9 protein-coding genes and 1 riboswitch are annotated in these 13,365 nt (G+C 69.7%); of the genes, 3 read left to right on the top strand and 6 right to left on the bottom strand.

Annotation, left to right across the window (positions count from 1 at the left end):
* Positions 1-59: 59 nt before the first annotated feature.
* From DFJ67_RS07430 to DFJ67_RS07420, 3 genes are all read right to left on the bottom strand, one after another.
* Entirely contained in the window at positions 60-1,565 is a 1,506-nt protein-coding gene (locus DFJ67_RS07430; RefSeq protein WP_203783271.1) for a HoxN/HupN/NixA family nickel/cobalt transporter, read from the bottom strand.
* On the bottom strand, positions 1,562-2,869 hold the full coding sequence (locus DFJ67_RS07425) for a tetratricopeptide repeat protein (RefSeq protein ID WP_116067201.1): 1,308 nt from the start codon (positions 2,867-2,869) through the stop codon (positions 1,562-1,564). Before DFJ67_RS07425 ends, DFJ67_RS07430 begins: the two co-directional genes overlap by 4 nt.
* Positions 2,870-2,933: 64 nt before the next feature.
* Positions 2,934-4,565, bottom strand: coding sequence for a DUF4331 domain-containing protein (locus DFJ67_RS07420; protein WP_116067200.1), 1,632 nt, complete (start codon positions 4,563-4,565; stop codon positions 2,934-2,936).
* A 450-nt stretch (positions 4,566-5,015) separates the two neighbouring features.
* Between DFJ67_RS07420 and DFJ67_RS07415 the strand changes: the two genes are divergently transcribed.
* Positions 5,016-7,256, top strand: a complete 2,241-nt coding sequence (locus DFJ67_RS07415) for an EAL domain-containing protein (RefSeq protein WP_170215758.1) — start codon at positions 5,016-5,018, stop codon at positions 7,254-7,256.
* A 44-nt stretch (positions 7,257-7,300) separates the two neighbouring features.
* Here DFJ67_RS07415 and ahcY read toward each other — a convergent pair whose 3' ends face one another.
* The 3 genes from ahcY to DFJ67_RS07400 all read right to left on the bottom strand — a co-directional run bounded on the left by ahcY (position 7,301) and on the right by DFJ67_RS07400 (position 10,665).
* The gene (gene ahcY, locus DFJ67_RS07410) at positions 7,301-8,749 is read right to left on the bottom strand and encodes an adenosylhomocysteinase (RefSeq protein ID WP_116067198.1); all 1,449 of its coding nucleotides are present in this window, start codon (positions 8,747-8,749) and stop codon (positions 7,301-7,303) included.
* 13 nt (positions 8,750-8,762) lie between these two features.
* Positions 8,763-8,839, bottom strand: a riboswitch (S-adenosyl-L-homocysteine riboswitch).
* A gap of 21 nt (positions 8,840-8,860) precedes the next feature.
* Positions 8,861-9,523 carry a response regulator gene (locus DFJ67_RS07405; protein WP_116067197.1) on the bottom strand — a complete coding sequence of 221 codons (663 nt, stop codon included), beginning with the start codon at positions 9,521-9,523 and terminating at the stop codon, positions 8,861-8,863.
* Positions 9,520-10,665, bottom strand: a complete 1,146-nt coding sequence (locus DFJ67_RS07400) for a sensor histidine kinase (protein ID WP_203783270.1) — start codon at positions 10,663-10,665, stop codon at positions 9,520-9,522. Before DFJ67_RS07400 ends, DFJ67_RS07405 begins: the two co-directional genes overlap by 4 nt.
* Positions 10,666-10,867: 202 nt before the next feature.
* Here DFJ67_RS07400 and DFJ67_RS07395 point away from each other — a divergent pair, with 202 nt between their 5' ends.
* Positions 10,868-12,877 carry a glycosyl hydrolase family 28-related protein gene (locus DFJ67_RS07395; RefSeq protein WP_116067196.1) on the top strand — a complete coding sequence of 670 codons (2,010 nt, stop codon included), beginning with the start codon at positions 10,868-10,870 and terminating at the stop codon, positions 12,875-12,877.
* Between the two features lie 280 nt (positions 12,878-13,157).
* Entirely contained in the window at positions 13,158-13,364 is a 207-nt protein-coding gene (locus DFJ67_RS07390) for a hypothetical protein (protein ID WP_147315440.1), read from the top strand.
* Position 13,365: the final 1 nt, after the last annotated feature.

The following is a 13,365-nucleotide window of genomic DNA, read 5'->3' as shown; positions in this document are numbered from 1 at the left end:
CCGGTGTGGCGTTCTGAGGGGGAATGATTCCGCGCCCGCGGCCATGGTCACCACCCCCGTCAGACGATTGTGGAAAACGCGCGGCCGGCCAGGCCGACCCCGACCACGACAATGAGCGCGGCGGTCGCCGACGGCGCCGCGACCCGCCACCGCTCGACGATCCGGAACCGCCCGGCGAACCGGTCGCGCACCCGGATCAACACCAGGCCCGCGGCGGTCAGGGTAGCGGCCATGCCCAACCCATAAGCGAAGACCAGGAGAATCCCGAACGCGGTACGCCCCAGCGCGATCGCACCCAGCAACACCACCAGCGCCGACGGGCTAGGGACCAACCCGCCGGCGATCCCGATACCGGCGATACCCCACCGCCCAGGCCCATGCGAATGCCCGTGTTCAGGCCCGTGTGAATGCCGATGTCCCGGTTCGTGGGAGTGCTCCGGCCCGTGCGCATGCACGTGACCCCCCACGTGCGGCCGCGCTTGTCCGTGCCCGTGGGGCTGCTCGTGCTCGTGGAGGTGGCTCTGCTCGTGGGAGTGCGGGTGGCCATGCGACTTGGCCGCGCGAGCCCGGCGGCGGACTGCCGACACCAACGCCCCCGTGCCGATCGCCGCGACCAGCACCCCACTGGCAAACCCCAACCACCCCAAAACGGCTTCACCAGCGATCCCGGCGAAGGTGGTCAGCAGCAACCCCAGCGCGAGCACCCCACCCGTATGCGTCAGCGTCACGGTCGCGCCCACGGCTACCGCGTCCCGTGGCCGGCCGGCGCGCCCAGCCAGATAGGCCGCCATCACCGTCTTGCCGTGCCCGGGCAACGCCGCGTGCGCGGCGCCCAGCAACAGCGCCAACAGCACCGCCAACAGTCCGACCAAGGGCGTCAGCCGGGTCCCGCCGACCACGCTGTCCAACCACCGCTCCGCGCCGGCCAACGGCCCGGACAACCCCAACGGGGTGCCCCCAGAGGACGACCGGGCCGCGTCGGCGCCGGCAACCGCGCCGACCGAGCCATCAGGCACCGCGGTAAACGACGCGGTGCGCACATCCAGCGGAGACGACAACAGGTCATCCGGATACCGGCGCAACTCATCGCTGACCGAAGCAGCCGGCAGCGCCGACCCCGACAACCGCACCCCGACCCCGGCAGCCGTCAGCTCGCGCCAGCCGATCCGGTCATCCCGGAAACCGTTGGAGACCGTGACCGAAGCGCCGCCACCGGACATGGAAACCGGGGCCGACAACGAACAGTCCAGCCGGCTCGTCTTCAACCCACCGGCCCCGTCGACCAGCACCAGCGACGACGAGGAGACCTTCCAGTCAACGCGTCGACCCGCCACGACCACAGCAAGCGCCGAAGCCGCCTCAAGGCACGACGGCGCCGGGTCCTGCAGCGTCGGCAGCTCCGCCACGTCGGCCACCACGACCGCCGCGACCCGGTCCGGATAGACCGTCAGCCCGGCATACCGGTTGACCGAGAAGTTGCCCAGCGGATGCGCCGCGGCCGGTGCCGACGGCAGGGCGAGAAACCCGACCAACGCCAGACCCAGAAAGACCAACACCCGTCTCACGGCCGTGCCTCCAATGCGGACAGTGCCCGAGCGGCCGTCGGCCCGTCGGCGGGCGAGAAATAGGGGTTCAGCGCACGCACCTGGCGCAACGAAGCGAGCGCGCCGTCGTGGTCGCCCAAAGACAAGAGAGTCATAGCCAGGTGGTACGCATAGGAAGCGTTCCGGGGCGACGCCGAAACGGCCCGCCGCAGGTGCGGCAGCGCCTGCGCGTCGTGGCCCAAGGCATGCAGCGACCAGCCCAGCACGTCGGCCACCTCGGCGAACGGCCGCCGCTTCCACTCGGCCGCAGCCAGCGGCACGGCCGCGGCCGCATCGCCCCGGGCCAGCGCGAGCAGCGCCCCGGTCAGGTCGTCCTGCCCGCCGTTGGCCACGAAGAGCCGGTGCGCGGCGTCCGCCAGGGTCAGCTGCCGGGTGGCCTCGTCGGTCCGGCCGGCCAGGCGGAGCAGCGCGGCGTACTCCATCAGGGTGTCGGGTGTCGGTGTCCGCGAAGCGACCGTGCCGGCGTCGGTGACCGCCGCGGCCAGATCGCCCCACGCCGCCGCCACCCGGGCCCGCCCGCGCAGCAGAGCCAGGTAGGAAGGGCTCGCGGCCACGCCAGCGGCATACTCCGAAGAAGCCGCCGCGAGGTCCCCGGTCGACCAGGCGAGGTCGCCGAGTTGGTTGCGGCAGAAAGCGATGTCGGCCGGATCGGCGGCGGCGTCAAGCGCCCGCCGCATCAACTCCATCGCCGAGGCCACCTCGCCGCGCTGTTCGAGGTCGTAGGAAGCCCGGGCGTAACCGGCCAGCCCGGGCCGCAGGTCGAGCATCCGCTGGATCGCCGTGGTCGCCGCCGCCGCGTCGCCGAGTTGGGTCTGCGCGTCGGCCAGCACGCCGTAGGCGTCAGCGTCGTAGGGGTTGGCCCGCAGCGCGTCGGTCGCGAACCCGCGTGCGGCCGCGAACTCGTGCCGGGCGTTGGCGAGCGCGCCGAGCCCGACCAGCGCGGTGGCGTTCTCGTCGGGCCGCACCGACAGCGACCGCTTGAGTGCCCCTTCGGCCTTCGGGTAGAGGCTGGGGTCCGCCGTGACCCGGGCCTGCTCGATGTAGGCCAGCCCGAGCGCGGCCCACGTCTCGTGGTCGCGGGGCAGCTCACGGAGCCGGTTCTGGGCCCTGGCTATGGTCGCGGCGAGCCGGTCCGGCGCCGTGGCCGGCGCGGCGGACGGCTGCGACGCGGGTGCCGGCGAGCGGAGGCCGAACACCGCACCGGCACCGAGCAGGGCGACGGTGGCGACAGCGACGACCGCGACCGTCCGAAGGGGAGTGCGCATGAGCGGAGGTCCTTTCCGGAGAGGCGGGGCGCGCCCCGGTAACGGGACGCGCCCCTCGCACCTGTCAGATTCGGACGGTGTCGTCCGGGGAAGGAGTGGTCCGACGCCGGCGGAACCACCAGGTCGCCAGGATCAGTGCCAGCGCGAGGCCACCGATCGCGGCGACGGCGATGACCGAGCCGATGCCCATGTCGTCGGAGGACGCCGCCGCGGAAGCCGGCGACAACGAAGGCGCGGGAGAGTCGGTCTCAGCGCCACGCGGCACGAGAGCCTGGCCGCCGCCGGCGCCGCCGTTGACCGCGGCGGTGTTCGGCAGGGCGACATAGGGGAACGTGTCGCCGAACTGGTTGTCGTTGGCGTCGACCTTGTCGCCGGCGGCGAGCGCGTCGACGATCTGGCCGGTCTGCGCCGCACCCTCGACGGCCTGGACGGCGATGTCGACGGCGTCGTCGGTCAGCCGGCGTCCGTTGGGGAAGCCCTGTAGGTCGCCGCCGAGCACGCCGAGCCGGTTGGGTTGGTCGGCCACCGGCACGCCCAGGTTGAGCCGGAGCATCTCGGAGGGGCGGAACCGCTTGGCGTTGACGTCCTTGTTGTTGAGCTGCGAGTTGAGGTCGGCCTTGATCGGGCCGTTGGCCTTGGTGGTAATGCCGGTCAGGAAGATCTCGACCAGGTCGTTGCGGGGCGTCGCGGGTGCGGGCACCCCGTAGATGCCCTCGATCAACTTGGGCAGCTCGGGATCGGTCACCCGCTTGACGACGGCCGGGATGCCGGCGTCCTTGTCTGGCGAGATCGAGTTGAACGCGTCTTTCAGGTTGGCCGGCACGACGACTTCGTTGACCAGCGGGTTGCCGAGGCGGGAGACCTGCACCCGCTCACCGCGGATGCCGTTGGTGCTCTGGCCGGTGACCCGGACCTTGGCGCGGTCGGTGGTGGTCCAGACGCCGATGACCGGGTTGCGCTTGGCGTCGCCGCGCAGGGCCACGTCCTTGAACGGCACCTGGAGCGCGATCGTGTTGACGTTGTAGCCGGCGAGCGTGTCCTGGCCGGTCTCGCTGAGGTCGCCGCCGTAGAGCAGGTCGAAGACCCGCAGGTCGAGGAAGAACGGGTCGTCGGCCTGGCCGGCGAACAGCTTCCAACCGCCCTGCAACTGGACCGTCGCCTGGTCACGCAGCTTCTCGTAGTTGGGCATCGAGGCGTTGCCGATCCGCGACGGCGCCACCGGCGCGTTGCTGATCCGGGTCTTGAACGGCCCGCCGTTGAACGACGACTCGAGCGTGTAGGTCTGCTTGAACAGCAGGTTCGGGTCGTCCAACGAGTCGACCGGCCCGTTGTTGTACAGGAACGTCGAGCCGCCGCGCTTGTCGATGTTCTTGAAGGTCCAGCGGAACACCGCGTCGGCCTTCGCGTCGCCGTCGCTGTCGACGTTGATGTTGTAAGCCGCGTCGGTGGCGAACGGGTAGAAATTCGGCCCACCGTTGGGCTCTTCGAACGGGATCCAGTTGGCGATCAGCGTGACGTAGTCGGGCCGGTCGGGGCTCACGAAGGCGTAGAGGTCGGTGTTGTCGGCGGCCGGGTCGCTGGCGATCAGCGGCGCCTCGCGGTGGCTCGACGCGACCGACGACTGCGGCCCGAGCGTGGCCAGCGCGATACCGGTTACAGCGAGTGCTGCCAGTATCGCGCGGGGTTTTCTGGTCATCTCTGTCCTCCCGTCAGGGGTGCCTGCGCGAGGACTTCGCGGCTGCCCATGCCGGTGGATGGGTAGGAGTCGGGTTCCGGTCACTGACCCATCCGGTACGACGGCGGCTCCGAATAGCCGCGGTTGCAGAGGGTTACGCCTGCCCAGAGGTGTTGGCAGCATCTGCGAATGCCAAGATCTCGGGCGATGCCGGCGAAGTCGATTATCCGCACAGTTAGGACACTCAGAAATCGGCAAAGTACGCGTATGGTGCGCTCGCCTGGATATCCGCCACCTGGCCGTTGGCCAGCAATGCCCGCGAGCCGTCCGGCGCCGAGTTGTTTTCGTATCACGACCCCTGCACCATGACCTCTGGCCACCGGGAATCTTGGTCGGCACGGAGAGTAACCGGGTGGCGGCAGCGTGGAGGCGGTGCCCATGGATGGTCGGCGCACAGCGGTAGTCATCGGCGTGAACAGGTCTGACGCGGACGTCGCGTTGCCGAGCCTGCGTTACGCCGAGAGTGACGCGCGCGCCGTGCACGAAGTGCTGACCGACCCCGACACGGGTACGTTCGACCCCGCGACCGCGTTTCTCCGCATCGGCGACAAGGCCGACGCCTGGAGCCTGCGGAGCCTGTTGCGCACGATCGCGATCGAGTCCACCCGCTCCGACACGCTGCTGATCTACTTCGCCGGCCACGCGCTGACCGCCGACTGGAACGGCGTCGTCGACGACTACCTGGTGACGCCGGACCTGCGGCGGGCGACGCTGCGCGAGCACCCCGACGAGGGCCTGCGGATGGCGTTCCTGCGCGGTGACGTCCTCGACAAGTTCAAGGGCACCGCGTTCCTCATCCTCGACTGCTGCCGGGCCGGGTCCGATCTCGACGGTCATCCGCAGCAGATCGAGATGATGCCGATCAGCGGTAGGCATTCCAAGCAGCACAGCCTGCTGATGTCGGCACCGACCGAGGGCAGCGCCCGCGAGCACGAGTCGGTCGGCCACGGCCTGGTCACCAGGCACATCCTCGACGCACTCAACGGCAAGGCCGCCGACGACGAGGGTCGGGTGACGTTCGGCCGGATGGCCGACTACGTGGTCGGTCAGGACATCGACCCCAAGCCGGGCCAGTTCGTGCAGTCGTGGGGCGCGACGAAGGTGCTGACCCGACCGGGACGCGCCGCCACCGGCGCCGGTGTGTCCATGTCGGACCCGCTGCCCGCCGATGTGCGGATCGTGCCGCTGGAGAACCCGCTCGAAAGGTCGGCGCCGGCGATCATCGACCTGCTGAGTCAGATCTTCCCGCCCCACCCCTCGACGGCCCGGCCCGGCACCTCGTCGACGACCGGCGCTTTCGGTGCGACGAGCGAAGGCCAGCGGGCCGTGCCCAACAACGACAAGGCCGAGTTGCTGTGTGCCGCGATGCGCGCCGACGCCGCGGCGCTGCTCGAATACGCCGGCTCGACGTTCCGCACGATCTCGGCGACCAAGCATTTCCACGAAGACGACCTGCACCATCTCCTGCGGCGCACCGAGCACGCCGGGACCGCCCGCGTCCTCGACGGCGGGGCTGCCGGCCGGGTGTTGTGCGTCCCGCTGCGCCAGGGCATGGCCAGCACGCTGGTGCTGGTCGTGGTCAACCCGGCGCAGAACCTGCTCGACATGGGTGAGCCGCTGGCCCGGATCCTGGAGACGGTCTGGCGCATCGATCTCAGTGGGCCGGTCGAGAAGGGCGAGATCGAGGTGCTCACCGGGCTGCGCCAGAGCTTCGGCCGACTACCGGCGCGCCTCTACGACCGCTGCTTCGAGCTCTACCGCAAGATCCTCGGTTCGTTCTCGATGGTGTTCCAGCCCATCGTCACCATCGACCGGCTGCCCCGCCAGGTCGAGATCCACAGCTACGAGGCGCTGGCCCGGCTGAACGCCGCGGATCCGCGGGCGCCGGTCGACCTGATCCGGCTCGCACACGTCTGGGGCGACACGTTCGTCGTCGAGCGCGACAAGGCCATCCTGCGAAAGGCCATCGAGTCCTACGACGAAGCGCACCTGAGCTGTTTCGGCGACAACGAGGGAGCACCGCGGCCGGTCTCGATCAACGTGGCCGTGCGATCGCTGTTGAACGAATCCTATGTAGACGAGGTGCAGCGGACGATCGCCGGCGCGGGACTGCGACCGAGCGCGGTCACGCTGGAGATCTCGGAGCAGGACCCGATCGCACCGCGCATCTACGAGGCCTGGGGCGACGACTCGCTGGCCTACTTCCATCAGCGGCTGGTGGCGATCGCCGACCGCCTCGACATCCGCTTCGCGGTCGACGACTTCGGCGTGGGCCACTCGTCGGTGTCGCGGATGGCGGAGTTGCCGCTCACCCAGATCAAGGTCGACCGGGCGCTGCTGCGTCACCCCTCGGCCTATCAGGAGTTGGCGCTGGTGGCGAGCGTCGCCCGGCAGCCGGTCACGCTCGGCCACGCGGCGGTCGGCCGCAGCGTCGTCGTGGAGGGCGTCGAAGACGACTCGCCGATCACGCTGAAAGAGATCTACGGGATCGGGATCCGGCACGTCCAGGGCTACATCACCGGCGAACGGCCGTCTCCGGTCATCAAACGGGAGATGGGTCGCGAGATGCGCGAGCGGATCGCCGCCCTGGTGCGCGGCGACCTCGAGCGCGGCTATGCGGCCGACCGTCGAGACGAACGCAGAACAGCCTGACACCCACCCGGGTCCGATGTGGACCCGGGCGGGCGCGGCGTCGATCAGTAGCGGTAGTGCTCGGGCTTGTAGGGACCCTCGACGTGCAGGCCGAGGTATTCCGCCTGCTTCTTGCTGAGGGTGCTGAGCCGCACGCCGAGCGCGTCGAGGTGCAGCCGGGCCACCTTCTCGTCGAGGTGCTTCGGCAGCGTGAAGACCTCGTTGGCGTATTCGCCCTGCCACAGCTCGAGCTGGGCCAGCACCTGGTTGGCGAACGAGCTCGACATCACGAAGCTCGGGTGCCCGGTCGCGTTGCCGAGGTTCATCAGGCGGCCCTCGGAGAGCACCAGGATCGAGTGCCCGTCGGGGAACTGCCACTCGTGCACCTGCGGCTTGACCTCGGTCTTGACGATGCCCGGCACCCGTGCGAGGCCGGCCATGTCGATCTCGTTGTCGAAGTGGCCGACGTTGCCGACGATCGCGTTGTGCTTCATCCGCGCCATCTGCTCGGCGAGGATGATGTCGACGCCACCGGTCGTGGTGATGAAGATGTCGCCCTGATCGATCACGTCGTCGAGCTCGACGACCTGGAGGCCGTCCATCGCCGCCTGCAACGCGCAGATCGGGTCGATCTCGGTGACCACGACGCGGGCGCCCTGGCCGCGCAGCGACTCGGCCGCACCCTTGCCCACGTCACCGTAGCCGCAGACGACGGCCAGCTTGCCGCCGAGCATCACGTCGGTGGCCCGGTTGAGGCCGTCGATCAGCGAGTGCCGGATGCCGTATTTGTTGTCGAACTTCGACTTCGTGACCGAGTCGTTGACGTTGATCGCCGGGAACAGCAGCCGGCCGCCGCGGGCCAGCTCGTAGAGGCGAGTCACGCCGGTGGTGGTCTCCTCTGAGACACCACGCATCCCGGCCGCGATCCGGGTGAACCGCTGCGGGTCGGCGGTCAGGCTGCCGCGCAGGGTCTCGAGGATCAGCCGGTATTCCTCGTGGTCGTCTTCGGTGGCCGCGGGAACGGTGCCGGCCGCCTCGAAGTCGACGCCCTTGTGCACCAGCAGCGTGGCGTCGCCGCCGTCGTCGACGATCAGGTTGGGGCCCTGGCCGTCAGCGAACTCGAACAGCCGCATCGTGCACCACCAGTATTCCTCCAGCGTCTCGCCCTTCCAGGCGAACACCGGGGTGCCGGCGGGCGCGTCGACCGTGCCCTCCGGACCGACGACGACCGCGGCCGCCGCCTCGTCCTGTGTGGAGAAGATGTTGCAGGACACCCACCGCACGTCGGCGCCGAGCGCGACGAGCGTCTCGATCAGCACCGCGGTCTGGACGGTCATGTGCAGCGAGCCGGCGATGCGGGCGCCGCGCAGCGGCTGCTTGGCGGCGAACTCGCGGCGCAGCGCCATCAGGCCCGGCATCTCGTGCTCGGCGAGCCGGATCTGGTGACGGCCGGCCGCGGCCAGGTCGAGGTCGCGCACGGCGAACTCGACACCATTGCGATTCTGGACGTGCAAAAGGCACCTCCTGGGTCAGGAGGCGCCCTTGAGAATCAAGAGTCCAGTCGAGCGTGGCGGATCTGGTCCGTCGCAGCGCCTCTCGACCGGCGGTATCCACCATAAACCGCGTCAGCGCGATGGCGCCACCAGACCCATTTCATAAGCCATGATCACCAGGTGTACGCGGTCCCGCGCGTCGAGCTTTGTGAACAGCCGGGCGACATGGGTCTTCGCCGTGGCCACGCTGATGGTCAGCCGCTGGGCGATCTCGGTGTTGGACAGCCCCTGGCCGACCAGCGTCAGCACCTCCCGCTCCCGCTCGGTGATGCCGGTCACGGCGAGCGGCCGGGCCGGGCTCGCCGCCACCGGACGGCCGGCGAACTCGGCGATCAGCCGCCGGGTGACGCTCGGCGCGATCAGCGCGTCGCCGGCGGCGACCACCCGCACCGCGTCCAGGATGTCGTCCAGCGCCATGTCCTTGACCAGGAAGCCGCTGGCGCCGGCCCGCAACGCGCCGTAGACGTTGTCGTCGTCGTCGAACGTGGTCAACATGATCACCCGAGCCGCCGCGCCGCCCTCGACGATCATGCGGGTGGCCGCGATGCCGTCCATCGCCGGCATCCGGATGTCCATCACCACCACGTCCGGGTCGAGCTCTCGGGTCAGGGCGACGGCCTGGATGCCGGTGCCGGCCTCGCCGACCACCTGGAGGTCGGGTGTGTCGGCGATCAGCACCCGCAGGCCGGCGCGGACCAGCGGCTGGTCGTCGGCGAGCAGCACGCGGACGCTCACGCGGGCTCGACCGGCAGCGTGGCGTGGACCCGGAAACCGCCCTCGGGCGCCGGTCCGGCGGTCAGCTCGCCGCCGAGCAGGGTGGCCCGTTCCTTCATCCCTGGTATGCCATAGCCGGTGCCGCTGTCGACGCCGCCCCGGCCGGCATCGATTACTTCGATGGTGAGTGCGGGTAGCCCGTATTCGATGATGATTGTGCAGTTTTCGGTGTTTGCGTGTCGCACGACGTTCGTGAGCGCTTCCTGGATGATCCGGTAGGCGGCCAGGTCGATGTCGGGCGGCAGCACCCGTGGCTCGCCCTCGATCCGCACCTGTGCTCGGACGCCGGCGGCTTCGGTCGTCGCGACGAGCTGGTCGAGCTCGGCGAGGCCGGTGGTCGCGGTCGTGGCCGGCTCGGAGTCGCTGCGGCGCAGGGCGACCAGCGTGCGGCGCAGCCCGGCGAGCGTCTCCCGGCTCGCGGTCTCGATCCGGTCCAGGGCTCGGCGCGCCTCCTCCGGCTGGGTGTCGATCACGCGCCGGCCGACGCCCGCCTGGATCGCGATGACGCCCATGCTGTGCGCGACCTGGTCGTGCAGGTCGCGGGCGATGCGCAGCCGCTCGTGGGTGACCGCTTCGGCGGCGGCCTGGGTGAGCAGCGCGGTGCGGTAGTCGCGGCGCTGCCGCACGGCGGTGCCGGCCAGCCAGGCGACCACGACGCCGAGCAGCAAGGCGATCAGCACGTTGACGTAGGAGCTGCTCTGGTCCGCGTTGAGGTAGAGCGTGGCGGCCGCGGCCTCGGCCACCAGGGTGGAAACCACGGCGCCGGCGGTGGCCAGCCGCGACCGGGTCGCCGCGATGTAAGCGACCGCGACGTCGAGGACCACCGCCTGCGCGAAGCCGACCACCCCGGTGATGTTGAGCGGGGCCAGCCCGACGACGCCGAGCAGCAGGCCGGCGAAACCGACCAGCGGCCAGCGAGGTAGCAGGAGCGCGGGGAGGGCGAGGACCAGGACCGGCAGCACCGTCGCGGGGCCCGTGATGTTAGGGCCGGTGCCGAACGCGACCGCGAGGGATATCGCGAGCGGGTAGGCGGCGAGCACGACCCAGGACATGACGGCCGAAGGGAACCGGTGGTCGGCTGGGCGGGTCAGCGTGGCTTCCATGCCGCCGATGCTAGGTATCCGCAGCTCGGAGCGCGTCGGCCCGCGGACGTAAGCCCGCGGGTGCATTCGCAAGAAGCTGATCGGACGATGGAAGCGTCGTGCAAGAGGCCGAAATTAATCGACAGGCTCTTGTGTGGCAGATATCGATGACCCTAAGGTCAGGGTCCCCATCTCCTTATCTCGCTACAGAAACGAGTCCTTGATGTCACGGACACCACCTCGTTTGCTGGCCGTCGCGACCGTCGCCGCTGTTGGCCTCGGCGTCGCCGGCATCGCGGGCCCCGCCAGCGCCAGCGCGGCGCCGGTCGTCACCCGGGCCGCGCTCGACCCGGCGCTGGTCGCCGGGCGGGGCGCCAACGTCAACTTCCTCGAGCAGGAAGCCGAGAACGCCGTCACCAATGGCACGAAGATCGGCCCCGACCGGACCGCCTACACGCTGCCCGCGGAGGCTTCGGGCCGCTCAGCCGTGCGACTCCAGCCAGGGCAGTATGTCGAGTTCACGCTGCCGGCCGCCGCGAACGCGATCACCGTGCGCTACAGCATCCCGGACGCGCCCGGCGGTGGCGGCATCCGCGCACCCTTGAACGTCAAGGTCAACGGCGGCGGGTCGAAGACCATGACCCTCACGTCCGAGTACGCGTACCTCTACAACCAGTACCCGTTCACCAACGACCCGCAGGCCGACCTACTGCACCCGGACTGGTGGATCACCGAGTGCGCCTGCGTGCCGGCGGCCACCACGCCGACCCCGGTGATCACCAAGCCGTTCCGGCCGATGAAGTTCTACGACGAGGAGCGGCTGGCGCTCGGCCGCACCTACCCGGCCGGTGCCAAGGTCCGGCTGACCGCGCCGAAGGGCACGGCCGCCGCGTGGACCGTCATCGACCTGCTCGACTCGGAGTTGGTCGGCGCGCCGCACGTCAACCTGCTCGCGTCCAACGTGCTGCTGTTCGGCGCCGACCCGACGGGTCGCCGGGACTCCGCTCCGGCGTTCGAGAAGGCGATCGCGCTGGCCAAGCTGGCCCGGCTCAAGGTGTATGTGCCGCCGGGCACCTACCAGGTCAACCGACACATCATCGTCGACAACGTGACGATCGAGGGTGCCGGCAACTGGTATACGACGATCAAGGGCAAGGAGGTCGCCCTCGACCCGCCCGCGCCGGACGGCTCTGTCCACACCGGAGTCGGTTTCTACGGCAAGGACGCGGCCGACGGCGGCAGCCGCAACGTACACCTGTCGGGTTTCTCGATCGAAGGCGATGTGCGTGAGCGCATCGACACCGACCAGGTCAACGGCATCGGCGGCGCGATGAGCGACTCGACCATCGACGGGTTGCACATCCAGCACACCAAGGTCGGGCTCTGGTTCGACGGCCCGATGAACAACCTGAAGGTGACCGACACCATCGTCGTCGACCAGATCGCCGACGCGCTCAACTTCCACATCGGAGTCACCAACTCGGTCGTCCGCAACAACTTCATCCGCAACACCGGCGACGACGGCCTGGCGATGTGGTCGGAGAAGACGGCCGACGCGCGCAACACGTTCGACCACAACACGGTGCAGACGCCGACGCTGGCCAACGGCATCGCCATCTACGGCGGTGAGGACAACACGGTGTCGGCCAACCTGATCGCGGACCCGATCCGCGAGGGCAGCGGCATCCAGGTCGGCTCACGGTTCGGCGCGGTGGCGTTCACCGGCAAGCTGTCGATCACCGACAACACCGTGGTGCGGGCCGGCACCTACGAGCTCAACTGGAACATCGGGCTCGGCGCCATCTGGATCTACGCGTTGGAGAAGAACATCGACGCGGACATCCGGGTGACCGGCGACCACTACCTCGACAGCACCTACAACGCGATCATGCTGGTGAGTGACTGGCCCGTGAAGGACCTCTACTCGATCACCAACCTGCACTTCAAGGACATCCGCGTCGACGGCACCGGCACCTCGGTGCTCAGCGCCCGGGCCAAGGGCGGCGCGACGTTCGAAAACGTCGACGCCCGCAACGTGGGCGCGGTCGGCATCAACAACTGCGGTTCGTTCAACTTCCCGCCGACCGGTTCCGAGTTCGCGGTCACCGACCTCGGTGGCAACGACGGCGGCGGCACCACCGGGCCATGGCTGGCCGCGTGGGAACTGCCCAACACCATCACCTGCGACGACCGCCCACCGGTCGTGGTGCCACCAGCGCCGACGCAGTGGTGAGCTAGCTCATCGGCGGGCGGGCGCTCCGGCGCCCGCCCGCTATGCGTTAGAGGTAGCTTTCGGCTCGGCCTTGTTTCGGTCGACCTGGCGACGGATGCGCCGGCCCCGAACATCGAAGAACCGCATTACCCTAGTCTGCCGGGTCGCCGGCGGGTTTCACCAGACGCGATCCTCCCGAGTGGAGCTTGGCCTGGCCAGGTGCGTGGCCGCCCGCATCGATTGCATACTGCTATCGTTGCCGCGACGAATCCTTTTCGTGTCCGGTGGTGGAGGTGACCCGGTGTTGCGCGTCGTGAGCCCGAGCGACGGCACGGCGGTCCTGTCCTGCGACACGTGCGGTGCCGAGTTCGCCGCACCCGGTCCCGCCGACCAGCGGATGACCTGGCTGGCGGCCCGCCGGATCGGTTGGGTCGAGTTGCGCGTCGGCGGCATCGTCTGGCAACGCTGCCCGCGGTGTGCCAGACGCGGCGAAACCGCCGCGGTTTAGC

It is taken from the genome of Asanoa ferruginea (genome assembly GCF_003387075.1).
Classification (GTDB): domain Bacteria; phylum Actinomycetota; class Actinomycetes; order Mycobacteriales; family Micromonosporaceae; genus Asanoa; species Asanoa ferruginea.
Note: the sequence above shows the minus strand (reverse complement) of the source record. Positions and strands in the feature narration are given on the sequence as shown.